Source organism: Aquisalimonas sp. 2447, from assembly GCF_012044895.1.
Classification (GTDB): Bacteria; Pseudomonadota; Gammaproteobacteria; order Nitrococcales; family Aquisalimonadaceae; genus Aquisalimonas.
Genome location: NZ_CP050695.1, coordinates 2,061,733 through 2,076,580 on the forward strand (window position 1 = coordinate 2,061,733; position 14,848 = coordinate 2,076,580).

At 65.1% G+C, this 14,848-nt stretch carries 15 protein-coding genes; 13 read left to right on the top strand and 2 right to left on the bottom strand.

The features are described 5' to 3' along the window. The first annotated feature begins 71 nt into the window (after positions 1-71). Positions 72-386, top strand: a complete 315-nt coding sequence (locus KU884_RS09715) for a hypothetical protein (protein ID WP_167782461.1) — start codon at positions 72-74, stop codon at positions 384-386. On the opposite strand, the gene nadB is transcribed toward KU884_RS09715, so the two are convergent. Further along, complete coding sequence (gene nadB / locus KU884_RS09720) at positions 332-1,936, bottom strand: L-aspartate oxidase (protein ID WP_254432012.1); 1,605 nt, start codon at positions 1,934-1,936, stop codon at positions 332-334. The two genes, KU884_RS09715 and nadB, sit on opposite strands and share 55 nt — an antisense overlap. A 267-nt stretch (positions 1,937-2,203) precedes the next feature. Between nadB and rpoE the strand changes: the two genes are divergently transcribed. From rpoE to acpS, 12 genes are all read left to right on the top strand, one after another. Then, positions 2,204-2,785: an RNA polymerase sigma factor RpoE gene (gene rpoE / locus KU884_RS09725; protein ID WP_167782463.1), complete on the top strand. Its 582-nt coding sequence runs from the start codon at positions 2,204-2,206 to the stop codon at positions 2,783-2,785. A gap of 18 nt (positions 2,786-2,803) precedes the next feature. Further along, complete coding sequence (locus KU884_RS09730) at positions 2,804-3,361, top strand: sigma-E factor negative regulatory protein (RefSeq protein WP_167782464.1); 558 nt, start codon at positions 2,804-2,806, stop codon at positions 3,359-3,361. A 40-nt stretch (positions 3,362-3,401) separates the two neighbouring features. Beyond that, positions 3,402-3,818, top strand: a complete 417-nt coding sequence (locus KU884_RS09735; RefSeq protein ID WP_167782465.1) for a SoxR reducing system RseC family protein — start codon at positions 3,402-3,404, stop codon at positions 3,816-3,818. Positions 3,819-3,928: 110 nt separating this feature from the next. Further along, positions 3,929-5,374, top strand: coding sequence for a DegQ family serine endoprotease (locus KU884_RS09740; protein ID WP_254432013.1), 1,446 nt, complete (start codon positions 3,929-3,931; stop codon positions 5,372-5,374). A gap of 137 nt (positions 5,375-5,511) precedes the next feature. Continuing rightward, a complete protein-coding gene (gene lepA, locus KU884_RS09745) occupies positions 5,512-7,308 on the top strand; it encodes a translation elongation factor 4 (protein ID WP_167782466.1) in 1,797 nt (598 codons plus the stop codon). 32 nt (positions 7,309-7,340) lie between these two features. Further along, positions 7,341-8,129: a signal peptidase I gene (lepB, locus tag KU884_RS09750; protein WP_167782467.1), complete on the top strand. Its 789-nt coding sequence runs from the start codon at positions 7,341-7,343 to the stop codon at positions 8,127-8,129. After that, positions 8,113-8,508: a DUF4845 domain-containing protein gene (locus KU884_RS09755; RefSeq protein ID WP_167782468.1), complete on the top strand. Its 396-nt coding sequence runs from the start codon at positions 8,113-8,115 to the stop codon at positions 8,506-8,508. Before lepB ends, KU884_RS09755 begins: the two co-directional genes overlap by 17 nt. Further along, positions 8,505-9,197, top strand: a complete 693-nt coding sequence (rnc, locus tag KU884_RS09760) for a ribonuclease III (RefSeq protein WP_167782469.1) — start codon at positions 8,505-8,507, stop codon at positions 9,195-9,197. Before KU884_RS09755 ends, rnc begins: the two co-directional genes overlap by 4 nt. Continuing rightward, positions 9,198-10,109, top strand: coding sequence for a GTPase Era (gene era / locus KU884_RS09765; RefSeq protein WP_167782470.1), 912 nt, complete (start codon positions 9,198-9,200; stop codon positions 10,107-10,109). Continuing rightward, positions 10,109-10,840: a DNA repair protein RecO gene (gene recO, locus KU884_RS09770; protein ID WP_167782471.1), complete on the top strand. Its 732-nt coding sequence runs from the start codon at positions 10,109-10,111 to the stop codon at positions 10,838-10,840. The genes era and recO overlap by 1 nt, the downstream gene beginning before the upstream one ends. Beyond that, positions 10,837-11,583, top strand: coding sequence for a pyridoxine 5'-phosphate synthase (pdxJ, locus tag KU884_RS09775; protein ID WP_167782472.1), 747 nt, complete (start codon positions 10,837-10,839; stop codon positions 11,581-11,583). The genes recO and pdxJ overlap by 4 nt, the downstream gene beginning before the upstream one ends. Further along, the gene (gene acpS / locus KU884_RS09780; protein ID WP_167782473.1) at positions 11,580-11,975 is read left to right on the top strand and encodes a holo-ACP synthase; all 396 of its coding nucleotides are present in this window, start codon (positions 11,580-11,582) and stop codon (positions 11,973-11,975) included. The genes pdxJ and acpS overlap by 4 nt, the downstream gene beginning before the upstream one ends. A gap of 36 nt (positions 11,976-12,011) precedes the next feature. Here the strand turns inward: acpS and KU884_RS09785 are convergent, their stop codons facing one another. Continuing rightward, entirely contained in the window at positions 12,012-14,753 is a 2,742-nt protein-coding gene (locus tag KU884_RS09785; protein ID WP_167782474.1) for an ATP-binding protein, read from the bottom strand. Between the last annotated feature and the right edge of the window lie 95 nt (positions 14,754-14,848).

Here is a 14,848-nt window from a genome sequence, read left to right on the forward strand (position 1 = left end):
GGGCGTGCCTGCTGGCGTTATGGGGTCTGGCCGTCGTCACCGCGCCCTTGTCCGCCCTGGTGGCCTCCCTGATGATGGTGGTTCCCGCGCGGCTACTCCGGGGCCGCACGGCCTGGTCTCCCCGCCGCCTGGACGCCCATCATCTCCGGGTGGACGTGGACAGCGGCACCGTCGTCGTTACGGAGCGGGGCGGCAACAATAGCCGCTGGACGCTGACCAACTGGCTGCGGCATCCGTGGCTGGTGGTTCTCTACCTTGAGGTTGGCGGCAGCCACGCCATGGTGGTTCTGGCGCCGGACAGCGTGGATCGCCGGGACCACCGCCGGCTGCGCTATCTGCTTGGCGTCAGGACCGTGGGGCCGGATTCAGAGGCGGTCTCCGGGTAGTCCAGCGTGTAGTGGAGGCCGCGGCTCTCCCGGCGGTTCTGGGCGCAGCCGATGATCAGTTCCGCCACCATGGCCAGATTGCGCAGCTCCAGCAGGTCTGCGCTGACCCGGAAGTTGCCGTAATACTCGCGAATCTCCCCCTGCAGCAGGTCGATGCGGCGGCGAGCCCGTTGCAGGCGCTTGTCCGTGCGCACGATCCCCACATAGTCCCACATGAAGCGGCGTAGCTCGTCCCAGTTGTGACTGACCACCACATGTTCATCCGAATCGCTGACGCGGCTTTCGTCCCAGGCGGGCAGCTGTGGCGCCGGGGGCGCGTCAGCCAGCGCAGCGGCGATGTCGTCGGCAGCGGCGGTGCCGTAGACCAGACACTCCAGTAGCGAGTTGCTGGCCAGCCGGTTGGCTCCATGCAGGCCGGTGTACGAGACCTCGCCGATGGCATAGAGGCCGGGCAGGTCGGTGCGGCCGCTGTGGTCGACCATGACGCCACCGCAGGTGTAGTGCGCCGCCGGTACGACGGGGACGGGATCGCGGGTCATGTCGAACCCGAACGCGAGGCAGCGCTCATGGATGGTGGGGAAGTGCTCCCGGATGAAGGCGGCATCGCGGTGGGAAATATCCAGGTACACGCAGTCCACCCCGAGCCGTTTCATCTCGTGGTCAATGGCGCGGGCGACCACATCCCGGGGTGCCAGCTCGGCGCGCTGATCGAAGCGGTGCATGAACCGGCTGCCATCGGGCAGCAACAGACGGGCGCCTTCACCCCGGAGGGCCTCGCTGAGCAGGAACGACTTGGCCTCCGGATGGAACAGGCAGGTGGGGTGGAACTGGTTGAACTCCAGATTGGCAACCCGGCAGCCGGCGCGCCAGGCCATGGCAATACCGTCACCGGTGGCTCCGTCCGGGTTGCTGGTGTAGAGATAGACCTTGCTGGCGCCGCCGGTGGCGAGGACCACGGTGCGGGCGGCCAGGGGCCTCACATCGCCAGTGGACGTATCCAGCATGTACAGCCCCGCGCAGCGCCGCGGGGATTGGCCGAGACGGCTGGTGGTGATCAGGTCCACGGCCATGGCGTGCTCGAAGACGTGGATGTTGCCGCGCCGCCGCACCATGCCTTCCAGGGTGGTCTCCACGGCACGTCCGGTGGCATCCGCTGCGTGCACGATCCGTCGATGCGAATGCCCCCCCTCGCGGTGGAGATGGAGGTCTCCGGCGCCCTCGCTGGAAGACTCGCGGGAGAAGGGGACATCGTTACCGATCAGCCAGTGGATGCAGTCGGCGGCGCGCGCGGCCACGAAACGCGCCGTGTCAGGATCCGACAGGCCGGCACCGGCATCCAGGGTGTCGGCAACGTGGGCGTGAACGGAGTCCTGTTCATCGAGGACGGCGCTGATGCCGCCCTGGGCATAGAGACTGGAGCCCTCGGCGAGAGGTCCCTTGGACAGCACCGCCACACGGCAGGATTCCGGCAGGCGCAGCGCCAGTGTCAGGCCGGCGGCACCGCTGCCGACAATGACCACATCGAAGTCGTCGGAGGTTGTCGCGTTCACGGAATCGCTCTGGATAAAGGGAGTCAGTGATCGGCCGGCCGGTCTGCTTGCAGCGCAACAGGCCGATCGGCTACCCTCAGTGACCGTTATGGCCTGCCTGAATCCGGCCGTCGTCGAGCGCCGGGGCCAAGCCCGCCTGAGACCGCGCAGGGCGGCCGAACCGGCACTCATCTAAACACAATCCGCAGAAGCGCGCGAACTATCCATGCCGATCAATGTCTACCGCAATAACGCGGTGAAAGGGACCACCGCGAAGGGACGGGCTGAATGACCAATGCCAAGGTCGATCAACAGCTCGTCGAGCGTGTGCAGGCCGGCGACAAGAAAGCGTTTGATCTGCTTGTACAGAAGTATCAGTACAAGCTGGTGAAGATGATTTCGCGGTATGTTGCGGACCCGAGCGAAGCCCAGGATGTGGCCCAGGAGACCTTTATCAAGGCCTACCGGGCGCTGCCGAACTTTCGCGGCGAGAGCAGTTTCTACACCTGGATCTACCGCATTGGTGCCAATACTGCCAAGAACTATCTGGTGGCGCAGGGCCGTCGGCCGCCCGGTAGCGACGTGGACGCGCAGGACGCCGAGCAGTATGCCGGTGACAGCCTCTTGCGGGAGACGGATACGCCGGAGGGGCTCGCCCAGCGGGAAGAAATCGAGCGCACCGTGTTCGATGCCATCGAGGCACTGCCCGAGGACCTGCGTACGGCGATCACACTGCGTGAGCTGGACGGATTGAGTTATGAAGAGATCGCACAAGCCATGGATTGCCCGGTGGGCACGGTGCGGTCGCGGATCTTCCGGGCGCGAGAAGCGATTGATAACCGGCTTAAACCGTTACTGGATAACAAATAACGGACAGGTGGGATGGCAATGACGAAACCCTACGCCGAACAACTGTCGGCGCTGACCGACGAGGAACTTCCGCCCTCCGAGATGGCGTTGCTGGTGAGACAGGCCCAGCGCTCGCCGGAGGTTGCGGCCCAACTCGGGCGCTATGCCGTCATACGTGAGGCGCTCCATCGCAATCTGCCTGACAGCGTCAACACGGGACTTGCCGAGCGCGTTTCCGCGGCCTTGGAGGAGGAGCCTGCCCACGCCGGGCCGGTGCCGAGCCGGCAGCGGCGCTGGCTACGGCCGGTGGCCGGTGTGGCGGTGGCGGCATCGGTGGCACTGGTGGCCATCGGTCTGTGGCCGGAACAGCAAACCTCGGCGCCGGGCCAGTCCCCCATGGAAACAGTCAGCGTCTCCGGTGCAGGTTCCCAGGCGGGCCAGCCGGTGCGCACCGAGAACATCCAGTGGGACAGGCTCGATCCGGATATCCAGGCGCGACTCCAGGAGTATGCCGTCACCCGGGGCGAACCGTCGGAGGCACAGCTGGACTTCCTTTCGCGGCCCGTCGGGGTGAGTGACCGGCGCAGCGATCGCTGATCGCGCCTGTTAGGTTGTGCTCACCCAGACCGGCGAAGTCGTGGCATGGCAGGAGGGCGTGGTCCGCGTGCGCATTCGGCGCTTTGCCGGATGTGGCCGGTGCCAGCTACGTCACGGCTGTGGTGCGGGCATCCTGGAGCGGGCGCTGCCGGGGCGTTCGCTGGAACTGACCCTGCCTGCCGAGCTCCCGCTCCATCCCGGAAAGCAGGTCACCATCGGACTGCGCGAGCCCTCCATGCTGAGTGCGGCGGCCCTGGTTTATCTCGTGCCCATGCTGATACTGATGATCGGCGCCCTGGCGCTGGCGCCCTTCGGCGAGGCGGCGAGCATCGCCGGTGGGGTGCTGGGCCTGGCCGGCGGCGTCCTGGCCGTGCGAGCCTGGGTTCGGCGAACTGGACGTGGAATCGATTGTGAGCCAGTGTTGCTGAACAACAACGGGAACGCCGACGGCCAATGATGGTCGATTCTGTCATGGGGTAACCGTGAACACGGGTCGAATAGCAGGGCCCGGCGCGCCCATAGCCGGACTTCCGGGAACATGCGAACGCGATGACGGGGAACGCAACGATGCGACAGTTGGCAAGGCAGTACTTTTTCATGGTTCTGTGCGGCCTGGTTCTGGTGGCCGTCGCAGGTATGGCAAAGGCGGATGCCAGCCGTAGCCTGCCTCACTTCACCGGCCTGGTGGAGGAGAACAGCCCGGCCGTGGTGAACATCAGCTCCACACAGAGTCGCGAGCGTGGGAGTGGTCCCGGCGAATTCGGTGACCTGCCCGAGGACCATCCGTTTCGCGAGTTCTTTGAGCGCTTCCAGGGTGACCCTGGAGAAGGCATGCCCGGGCCCTTCGATTCCGAATCCCTGGGCTCCGGCTTCATCGTCTCCAGCGACGGCGACATCATCACCAACTACCACGTTGTTCAGAACGCCGACGAGGTGGTGGTGAAGCTCAGTGACCGGCGGCAGTTCACTGCCGAAGTGATCGGCTACGACGAGCAGAGCGATCTGGCTCTGCTGAACATCGATGCCGAGGATCTGCCGACGGTGCGCATCGGCTCATCGGCGGATCTGTCCGTGGGGGAGTGGGTGCTTGCCATCGGCTCGCCCTTCGGTTTCGAGCATTCCGTGACGGCGGGAATTGTCAGCGCTAAACAGCGCAGCCTGCCGCAGGACAACTATGTTCCGTTCATCCAGACCGACGTTGCCATCAACCCGGGTAACTCCGGTGGTCCATTGTTCAATCTGGATGGCGAAGTCGTGGGCATCAATTCCCACATCTACAGCCGCAGTGGCGGGTTCATGGGGCTGTCCTTCGCGATCCCCATAGAACTGGCCATGGACGTGGTGGACCAGCTGCGCACCGAGGGCCGTGTGGCTCGTGGATGGCTGGGCGTATTGATCCAGGATGTGGATCGTGACCTGGCGGAGTCCTTCGGCATGGATCGCCCCCACGGGGCGCTGGTGGCCCAGGTGACGCCGGACAGCCCCGCTGAAGCCGGGGGGCTGGAGGCAGGCGATGTCATCGTGCGCTTCGAAGGTCGCGAGATCGGCACTTCGTCGGATCTGCCGCCCATGGTCGGGCGAATGCGGGCCGACAGTGAAGTGACGGTGGAGGTCATCCGTGACGGCGAGCGCCGCGAGATCAGCATCGTCCTGGGTGAGCTTCCCGATGACATGGCCCAGCGCCAGCAGCCGGAGGCTCCTGAACCGGAAGAACCGGAGCAGCACGAGCAGTTCTTCGGCATGGAGCTTCGGGATTTGACCGAGGATGAGCGCGAAGAGCGTGGCATTCGCCAGGGTGGCGTGCTGGTGGAAGGTGTTTCCGCCGGGCCGGCCCAGGCCGCCGGGATTCGGAGCGGAGACGTGATCACCATGCTGGATCAGCAGCGGGTCGACTCCATGGAGACATTCCAGGACATTGCCGGCGGGCTGGAAGGCGATCGCGTGGTCCCCGTGCTGTTGCTGCGCAACGGTTCACCGCGGTTCCTTCCACTGCGCCTGCCCGAAAGCGAGTAAATCGGTACAATACCGGCACACGGTGCCGACGTTGATGCAAACGTGCCCCGTCCGCGGGGCACGTTTGCGTACGGAATCCCGGAATTTTCCTACGGGCAATGCCCTCGCAGCCTGGCAGGCAAGCATATGAAGGCGACATGAAACACATACGTAATTTCTCCATCATCGCGCATATCGATCACGGTAAATCCACCCTGGCGGACCGGCTGATCGAACGCTGCGGTGCCTTGACCGGCAGGGAAATGTCGGAGCAGGTGCTGGACTCCATGGATCTGGAGCGCGAGCGCGGCATTACCATCAAGGCCCAGAGCGTGGCGCTGGAGTACAACGCGAAAGACGGCAATACCTATCAGCTGAGCATCATCGACACCCCCGGCCACGTGGACTTCTCCTATGAGGTCTCCCGGTCGCTGGCGGCCTGCGACGGCGCACTGCTGGTCGTCGATGCTTCCCAGGGGGTCGAGGCCCAGAGCGTCGCCAACTGCTATACGGCTGTCGACGAGGGACTCGAAATTCTGCCGGTGCTGAACAAGATCGATCTCCCCTCAGCGGATCCCGCAGAAGTGCTGCAGCAGATCGAAGAGATCATCGGCCTGGAGACAGACAATGCGCTGATGATCAGCGCCAAGACGGGGCAGGGGATCGACGAACTGCTGGAGGCCATTGTCGAGCATGTGCCGGCGCCCAAGGGCAACCCGGAGCAGCCCCTGAAGGCGCTGATCATGGACTCCTGGTTTGATAACTATCTGGGCGTGGTCTGCCTGGTGCGGGTGTTCAACGGCCGCATCCAGGTGGGCGAGAAGATTCAGGTGTGGTCCACCGGGCGTGAGTTCCAGGTGGATCAGCTGGGGATGTTCACGCCCAAGAAGACGCCGCTGAAGGGGCTTGAGACCGGCGAGGTGGGTTACGTCGTTGCCGGTATCAAGGACATTGACGGTGCCCCGGTGGGCGACACCCTGACGCACAAGCATGCCCCCTGTGCAGAGCGGGTGCCGGGGTTCAAGGTGGTGCAGCCGCGGGTGTTCGCAGGCATGTTTCCCATCAGTTCCGAGGACTACGAGGCGTTCCGTGACGCCCTGTCCAAGCTGCGGCTGAATGACGCTTCGCTGCAGTACGAACCGGAGAACTCCGCGGCCCTGGGGTTCGGTTTCCGCTGCGGCTTCCTGGGTATGTTGCACATGGAGATCGTCCAGGAACGACTGGAGCGGGAATACAACCTGGATCTCATTACCACGGCACCAACGGTGGTCTACGAAGTGCAGACCACCGACGGCGAAGTGCATAACATCAGCAACCCGGCAGCCCTGCCTCCGATTCACGAGATCGAGGAGATCCGCGAACCGATCATCCTCGCCAGCATCCTGGTGCCCCAGGACTACGTGGGCAACGTCATCGCCCTGTGCGAAGAGAAACGCGGCAAACAGCGGGATATGCAGTTCGTGGGCAACCAGATCTCCCTCACCTATGAACTGCCCCTGAGTGAGGTGGTGCTGGACTTTTTCGACCGGCTGAAGTCGGCCAGCCGCGGCTTTGCCTCCTTCGACTACGACCTGGCGCGTTTCCAGCCGGAGAACCTGGTGCGCCTGGACGTGCTCATCAACGGCGACCGGGTAGACGCACTGGCCTTGATCGTCCACCGGGACCACGCCCATCGCCGCGGCCGGGAACTCACCGACCGGCTGCGCGAACTGATTCCGCGGCAGATGTTCGAGGTGGCGATACAGGCCGCCGTGGGCAACCATATCGTGGCCCGATCCACGGTAAAGGCGATGCGCAAGAACGTGACCGCCAAGTGCTACGGCGGTGACATCACGCGTAAACGCAAACTGCTTGAGAAGCAGAAGGCGGGCAAAAAGCGCATGAAGCAGGTGGGCAAGGTGGAGATTCCCCAGGAGGCCTTCCTGTCCGTGCTGCAGGTCAACAACAACGACTAGCCGGGGGCGGCCGCCCGGGCAACGGAGAGTGCATGTTCCTGGATTTCGAGTTCCTGCTGGTCCTGCTGACCCTGGTCACTGCCATTACGGTGGCGTGGGCGGCGTTTCGCCGTCGCCGGCTGAGAAAGGCAGGCAAACCATTGCCAGAGAAGGACAACTGGTGGGTGGACCTGTGTCGTTCCCTCTTCCCTGTGATCCTGATCGTGCTGGTCATTCGCTCGTTCGTGGTGGAACCTTTCCGGATTCCATCGGGTTCCATGATCCCGACCCTGCTGGCGGGGGATTTCATCCTGGTGAACAAGTTCTCCTATGATGTGCGTCTGCCGGTGCTCAATCGCAGCGTCATCCCCACCGGCCAGCCGGAGCGGGGTGACCTCGCCGTATTCAAGTACCCGGTGAATCCGGCCCAGGATTTCATCAAGCGCGTGGTCGGGCTGCCAGGAGATCATGTGGTCTACAGTGACGGCGATCTCTACATCAACGGTGACCGGATCGAGCAGCGCGAGGAGGGAGCCTACAATGAACCACAGGCGCCCCGGGCGACGGTATTCAGCGAAACCATCGGTGATCGCGAATACCGTACGCTACGCCATCCCCGTGGCACCTGGTGTACCGATTATGCGTCGGCACCGGATGGTTACGAAGTCCCGGAAGGGCACTACTTCACCATCGGTGACAACCGCGACAGAAGCAGCGACAGCCGCTGCTGGGGGCCCGTCAGCGAGGACTTGCTGGTGGGACGGGCATTTCTCATCTGGATGAGCTGGGATACCTATGAAAACCGCATCAACTGGAGTCGGATCGGTGATCGGATCGACTAGCCGGACCAGCCTCGGCCCTCGCCGACAGGGCGGGTTGACCCTGGTGGGGTGGGTGCTGCTGCTGGTCGTGGCGGCGTTCGTTGCGCTGCTGGGTCTTCGCACGGTGCCGGTGTATCTGGAGTCCATGACAGTGAGCTCTGTGGTACGAGACGTAGCGCGCAACCCGGAGCTTCGTGGCGCGACTCCCCGAGAGGTGCGCTCAGCGTTGAACCGGCGCATGCAGGTCAACAATGTGGAGTCTGTGAGCGATGATGATCTGGAAATCGAGCGCTCGGGTGACTCCGTACGCATCGTGCTGGCCTACGAGAGGCGCTTTCCGCTGATCGCGAATCTGGATGGCATCGCCAGTTTCCGCGAGGAGGCGATGATCGAACCGTGACGGATTCCCTCGACAATCTGGCAGAGCGACTGGCGTACCGCTTCAACGACCGCGCACTGCTGGACGAGGCGGTCACACACAGGAGTGTCAGTGAGCGGAACAACGAACGCCTGGAATTCCTCGGTGACAGTATCCTGAACTTCGTGATTGCCGATGAGCTCTTCCATCGTCAACCGCGGGAGTCGGAAGGGGCGCTTAGCCGGTTGCGGGCCAGCCTGGTCAATCGCGAGACCCTGGCTGCCATCGCACGGCAGCTCGATCTCGGGGGCCACCTACGCCTGGGCAGCGGTGAGCGCAAGAGTGGTGGTCGCCGCCGCGATTCCATTCTGTCGGATGCCCTGGAAGGCGTGCTTGGCGCCGTCTATCTCGACGGCGGTTTCGACGCCTGCCGCACCCTGATCGTGCGGCTGTTTGCCGAACGGCTGGAGCACCTGCCGGATGCCGCGGACCTCAAGGATCCAAAAACCCGGCTGCAGGAGTACCTGCAGTCGGCCCGCCTGGATCTGCCCTCGTACCACGTCCTGGAAGTCGCAGGTAAGGCGCATGACCAGCTGTTTCGCGTGGAGTGCCGCATCCGGGGGATCGATCAGGTGACCGTGGGCGAGGCCGGCAGCCGCCGCCGCGCCGAGCAGCGCGGTGCCGAGGCCATGTTGAATCTGTTGCAACCCGCCAATCGGGGAGAACGCTGAATGGACGCGCCGACGGAGGGGCGGGGCAGCCAGCGCTGCGGCTATGTCGGGCTTGTGGGCAGGCCGAACGTGGGCAAGTCCACGCTGCTCAACCGTCTTCTCGGCATGAAGCTGAGCATCGTCTCGCGACGCCCGCAGACCACCCGGAATCGCCTGATCGGCGTACAGACCCGGGGCGATACGCAGTTCGTTTATGTGGATACCCCGGGCCTTCACGGTGAGCAGAAGAAAGCGCTCAACCGCTATCTGAACCGCTCCGCTGTCACCGCCCTGGGAGATGTGGACGTGGTCGTGATGGTGGTGGAACCGGAGCGCTGGACCGATGACGATGAGTTGGTTCTCAAGCATTTGCGCCGGGCGGGGCGCCCGGTGGTCGCGGTGGTCAACAAGGTGGACCTGATTCCGCAGAAAGACCGCCTACTGCCGTTTCTCGAAAAGTTATCGCAACGCTTTGAGTTTGAAGAAATCGTCCCACTGTCTGCCAGCAAGGGACACAACGTGGAGCCGTTGGAGGAGATCCTGCGACGCTTCTTGCCGGAGGCTCCGTTCCTGTTCCCGGAAGACCAGGTGACGGACCGCAGCGAGCGGTTCCTGGTGGCCGAACTGATTCGCGAGCAGCTGATGCGCACCCTGGGTCAGGAGGTTCCGTATTCCACCACCGTGGAAGTCGAGGCGTTCGAGGACGAAGACGGGCGCAGCCGGATCGCCGCGGTGATCTGGGTGGAGCGCGACGGCCAGAAGGCCATTGTCATCGGCAAGGGGGGCCAACAGCTGAAACGCATCGGTCAGCAGGCCCGCGCCCAGATTCAGGACCTTCTCGAGCGCCGCGTGCACCTGGACCTCTGGGTCAAGATCCGCGACGGCTGGGCGGATGACGAGCGTGCCATGAAGAGCCTGGGTTACGACGACTGATGAGCAATACCCATCCGGTGGCGGCCTGGGTGGTTCACCGGCGGCCGTTCCGGGACACCAGCCTACTGCTGGAACTGCTGACCCGGGAGCACGGGCGCATCGGCGCCGTTGCTCGCGGTGCCCGGGGGCAGCGATCGCGCTGGCGCGGCGTGCTGGAGCCCTTGCAGCCCGTGCTGGTGGACTGGCGGGGTCGGGGAGAGCTGGCCACGTTGGTGTTCGCCGAGGCCGGCGGGCGTCCCTTGCGGTTTCTCGGAACGCGCCTCGCGGCCGCCTTCTACCTCAGCGAGCTGGTGTTGCGGCTGCTGCATAGGGAGGATCCGGCGCCGGACGTTTTCGACGCCTATGGCGGCGCCCTGCATGACCTGGCGACCACCGGTGCGGCAGAGGACGTGCCGTTGCGGCTGTTCGAGAAGCGGCTCCTGGACGCCCTGGGTTACGGACTGCTGCTGGACGCCACCGCCGACAGTGGCGAGCCGGTCACGGCAACAGGAACCTACCGCTACGAGCTCGAGTACGGTCCCGTCCCGGCGGCGCCGGGAGGTAGCGGCCTGCTCGTCAGCGGTGCAACGCTGCTGGCCCTGGCCGGGGAGCAACTGGAGGGTGAAGCCCAGCGCGGCGAGGCGCAGCGGCTGCTGCGGGCGGCACTGCGGCTGTACATCGGCGAGCGACCGTTGCAGAGTCGGGCGCTCTATCTCAGTCTTCGACGCGGTACCAAGGACTCTGGATCATGACCCATCCCCGCTATCCCGGCGTATTGCTGGGCGTCAACATCGACCATGTCGCGACGCTGCGCCAGGCCCGCGGCACCCGCTACCCGGATCCGGTGCAGGCCGCGCTCCTGGCCGAGCAGGGTGGAGCGGACGGTATCACCCTGCATTTGCGCGAGGACCGGCGACACATCCAGGAGCACGACCTGGAGCGCCTGGCCCCGGCGCTGCAGACTCGGATCAACCTGGAAATGGCGGTGACGGAGGAAATGCTTGCCATCGCCGAACGGGTGCGCCCCGCCTTCTGTTGCCTGGTGCCGGAGAAGCGCGAGGAGCTCACCACGGAAGGCGGACTGGACGTGGCCGGGCAGCCCGCGAGGCTACAGGAGGCTTGCGAGCGTCTGGCGCGGGCCGGTATCCAGGTATCCCTGTTCATCGACCCTGAGGCGCACCAGATCATGGCGGCGCGCGCCGCGGGGGCGCCGTTTGTCGAGCTGCATACCGGTGCCTACGCCGATGCGGCCACGGAAGCCGCCCGAGCGGATGAGCTGGACCGCATCCACAAGGGGGTGGCCCTGGGTGTGGAGCAGGGGCTCACCGTCAACGCCGGCCACGGACTGCACTATCACAACACCGAGGCCATCGCTGCCATCCCGGGCGTTCATGAGCTCAATATCGGCCACGGTATCGTCGCCCGGGCAGTGTTCAGCGGCCTGGAGCAGGCCGTGCGCGACATGAAGGCGCTGATTCGCGGGGCCGCACCGTGAGCGTCGTTGGCGTGGGCACGGACCTGGTTCAGGTGGAACGCGTGCGCCGCGTGCTGGAGCGTCATGGCGAGCGTTTCGCCTGTCGTGTGCTCGATCAGCCGGAAATGCAGCGCTGGCGCACGCATGCGGACCCGGGGAGCTATCTGGCGCGGCGCTGGGCGGTCAAGGAGGCGGCGGCGAAGGCCCTGGGCACGGGCATTGGCGGATCTCTCGGCTTCCACGACCTGCACGTCGCGAGTACGGCCGCGGGTGCCCCGCAACTGGAAGTCACTGGTCGGGGTGCCGAAACTGCTCGTCTGCTCGGCGTGACACGCTGGCATGTCAGCCTCAGCGACGACGGCGGCTTCGCCCTGGCCTTCGTGCTCGCGGAAGGCGCCCCGGCCACCGGGTAACGGCTGGCATTCGGGGCGTACCGGGCAGCCGCCGGCTCACGGATCCTGGGGTTGACTGGCAAGCAGCGCGTTGATGGCGGCCACCACCCGCTCCACGCCGGCCGGGATGTCCACCCGCCGGTTGTCCACCACCACCTGCTCCAGCGCAGCACATGCCTGTTGTAACTCCTCCGCGCCACAGACGCTGGCGGCACCGTTGACCTTGTGCACGTGGTCCCGAAGCGTTTCCAGCTCGCCGCGGCGATACGCCTGGCGGATTCGCCTGCGGTGGTCCGGCAGTTCATCGGCGAGCATCGCCTGCAGTTGTCCACCCAGAGCACGATGCGCGGCTTCGTCCGATTCCGGCTCCCTGGCGGCATCCCCCGGGCGGTCCGCAACGTGCCGCACCTGGCGCATGATCTGCGTTTCGGTGACGGGCTTGATCAGGCACTCGTCCATACCCAACCGCAGCAGCCGTTCGCGCTCGCCACCGAGGGCGTTGGCCGTCAGAGCAACGATCCGTGGTAGCCGGGTATCGTGGGCACGCAGATGGTCGCGAATGGACTGATAAGCCGCCTCCCCACTGAGGTTCGGCATGTGGATATCAAGGAAAACCAGGGCAAACTCGTGACGCTCGCACAGGTCCACGGCCTGGCGACCGTCTTCGCCCTCGGTGACCGGCACGCCGTGGCGCCGCAGGATGGTCGCGACGAGTTTGCGGTTGATCGCGTTGTCGTCCACCACCAGCACGGGGCAGTCGTCGTAGCCTGCGTTCTCTGTATTCTCCGTTGCTGCCGGAACCAGTGGGGCCGGCGTCTCCTGGAGCCGGTCACGGGCCGGCGCGCCCCCATCGAGCACGCGATAGAGCTCCCGGTAGAGCGTCTGTCGGCGTACCGCCTTGGGCAGAGAGGAATGGGCCCCCTGCTGGTACAGACTGCGTAGTTCGTTGCGGTCCACTGTGCTGGCCAGCACCAGCACTGGGGCACCGATGGCTCGCGCCGCAGGAATGAGATCGCGGAAATAACGCCGGTTGAGTTCCTCCCTGGAGAGACCGATCAATACCGCGTCCCAGCGCTGGGAGAGAAGCTCGCGGCTCTCCATCGCCGACGGCTGCTCTACTTCATGGACGTGCGCGCCCCAGCCTTCAATGACATGCCGCACGGCAAGACGACTGAGCGTGGACGTGTCGTGCAGCAGGATCCGGCGACCGCCCAGGGGATTGCCCTGAGTGCCCACGCGGTCGTCGGGTTCGACCCGGCGCTGCTTGAGACAGTCCAGGGTGAACCAGAACGTGGAGCCCACCTGGGGTTCGCTGTCCAGGCCGATGTCCCCGCCCATCTGCTCCACCAGCTTTTTGGAGATGATGAGCCCGAGTCCGGCCCCGCCGAACCGGCGGGTGATGGACGTGTCCGCCTGGCTGAACGCCTGGAACAGGCGCTGTTGTTCGTCCGGCTTCATGCCGATTCCGCTGTCCGATACTGCAACACGAATCCGGGCGTGCTCCGAGTCATCGTCGTCCGCGTCGAGCATCACCCGCACGACGACTCGGCCCTCAGGCGTGAACTTGATGGCGTTGTGAACCAGGTTGGTGAGCACCTGGCGAATGCGAATAGGATCACCGAACAGACGCACCGGCACATCCTGGTAGATGATCTGGGCCAGTTCCAGGCTCTTGCCGTAGGCCGTGGGCGCCATCAGCGAGAGTACCTCCTCGATGCAGTCACGCATGTCGAAGGCGACGTTGTCGATGACCAGCTTGCCGGCCTCGATCTTGGAGAAATCAAGGATGTCATTGACCAGGGCCAGGAGGTTGGTGCACGACTCGCGGATGGTGCCCACGTAGTCCTGCTGTTCCTCATCCAGCCGGGAGTGGGAGAGTAGGTCGGCAAAGCCGAGAATGCCGTTGATGGGGGTGCGGATCTCGTGGCTCATGTTGGCCAGGAACTCGGATTTCACCTTGCTGCCTTCCAGGGCCCGCTTGCGGGCGATGTCCAGCTCGACGTTCTGGATTTCCACAGCCTCCAGGGTCTCGCGCAGTTCCCGGGTGGCCTGTTCGATCTGGTCGTTGAGATCCTTGTCGTTGCGCTCCTGGCGGATCGCCATGCGGTTGATCGCCCGCGCCAGGGTGCCCACCTCGCCACCGGCCAGCAGCTGGACGCGAGCACGCAGATCACCGGCGCCCAGGCGGCGCACCGTATCGGTGAGGGTCTCGATGGGGCGGGTGACGGTGCGACGCGCCCAGTAGCCCAACAGCAGGCTGATGACCATGACCAGGGCCAGCACCGCCAAAGCCTGCAGGACCATGCCGGCTTCCCGGTGCAGATAGGGCGAGGCGTCCACTTCCACCCGGACCCAGCCAAGGGGGGTGACACCCTGCTGAACCAGCAACGGATCCAGTACCGGAGCCCGCGCGGGGAGCACGGGAACCCGGAAATCCGGGGCCCGGTGAAGGCCAACCACCCAGCTTGCCAGGCGCACCAGGACGCCCTGATGCGCGGCCGCTGATGGCCCGCGCTCCAGCAGCACGCTGCCGTCGGGGCGCTGCAGCGTGACCCGGGCGATGACCGGATCCACACGCGCCGCGTCGATGACGTGGGCGAGAAGTTCGTGCTCACCCCGGGCCAGCGGCTCCGTCAGTGCCGGCGCCAGCTGACGTGCCACCGACTCGCCACGCTCCAGGGTCTGCACCCGGATATCCTGTCCGCGACTATGGAACAGATACCCGATCAGCACCGTCGTGGTCAGCACCGGTCCCAGTACGGCCAGCAGGAAAATGCGGGAGCCAAGTCCCCAGCGCATGGGCGTTCAGTCCTGTCCCTGGTTGGTGTCGCGGCGAGCGTGTGGATTTCCCATCGGTAATCAGTGTCCTATGGTACAGAGGTTCCTGCGCTGCT

Bases quoted from the DNA above. Each gene is read 5' to 3' on its own strand.
- lepB (WP_167782467.1), top strand. From the start codon at position 7,341: ATGTTCCTGGATTTCGAGTTCCTGCTGGTCCTGCTGACCCTGGTCACT.
- KU884_RS09730 (WP_167782464.1), top strand. From the start codon at position 2,804: ATGACGAAACCCTACGCCGAACAACTGTCGGCGCTGACCGACGAGGAA.
- pdxJ (WP_167782472.1), top strand. From the start codon at position 10,837: ATGACCCATCCCCGCTATCCCGGCGTATTGCTGGGCGTCAACATCGAC.
- rpoE (WP_167782463.1), top strand. From the start codon at position 2,204: ATGACCAATGCCAAGGTCGATCAACAGCTCGTCGAGCGTGTGCAGGCC.
- KU884_RS09785 (WP_167782474.1), bottom strand. From the start codon at position 14,753: ATGCGCTGGGGACTTGGCTCCCGCATTTTCCTGCTGGCCGTACTGGGA.
- recO (WP_167782471.1), top strand. From the start codon at position 10,109: ATGAGCAATACCCATCCGGTGGCGGCCTGGGTGGTTCACCGGCGGCCG.
- lepA (WP_167782466.1), top strand. From the start codon at position 5,512: ATGAAACACATACGTAATTTCTCCATCATCGCGCATATCGATCACGGT.
- era (WP_167782470.1), top strand. From the start codon at position 9,198: ATGGACGCGCCGACGGAGGGGCGGGGCAGCCAGCGCTGCGGCTATGTC.
- KU884_RS09715 (WP_167782461.1), top strand. From the start codon at position 72: ATGATGGTGGTTCCCGCGCGGCTACTCCGGGGCCGCACGGCCTGGTCT.
- KU884_RS09740 (WP_254432013.1), top strand. From the start codon at position 3,929: ATGCGACAGTTGGCAAGGCAGTACTTTTTCATGGTTCTGTGCGGCCTG.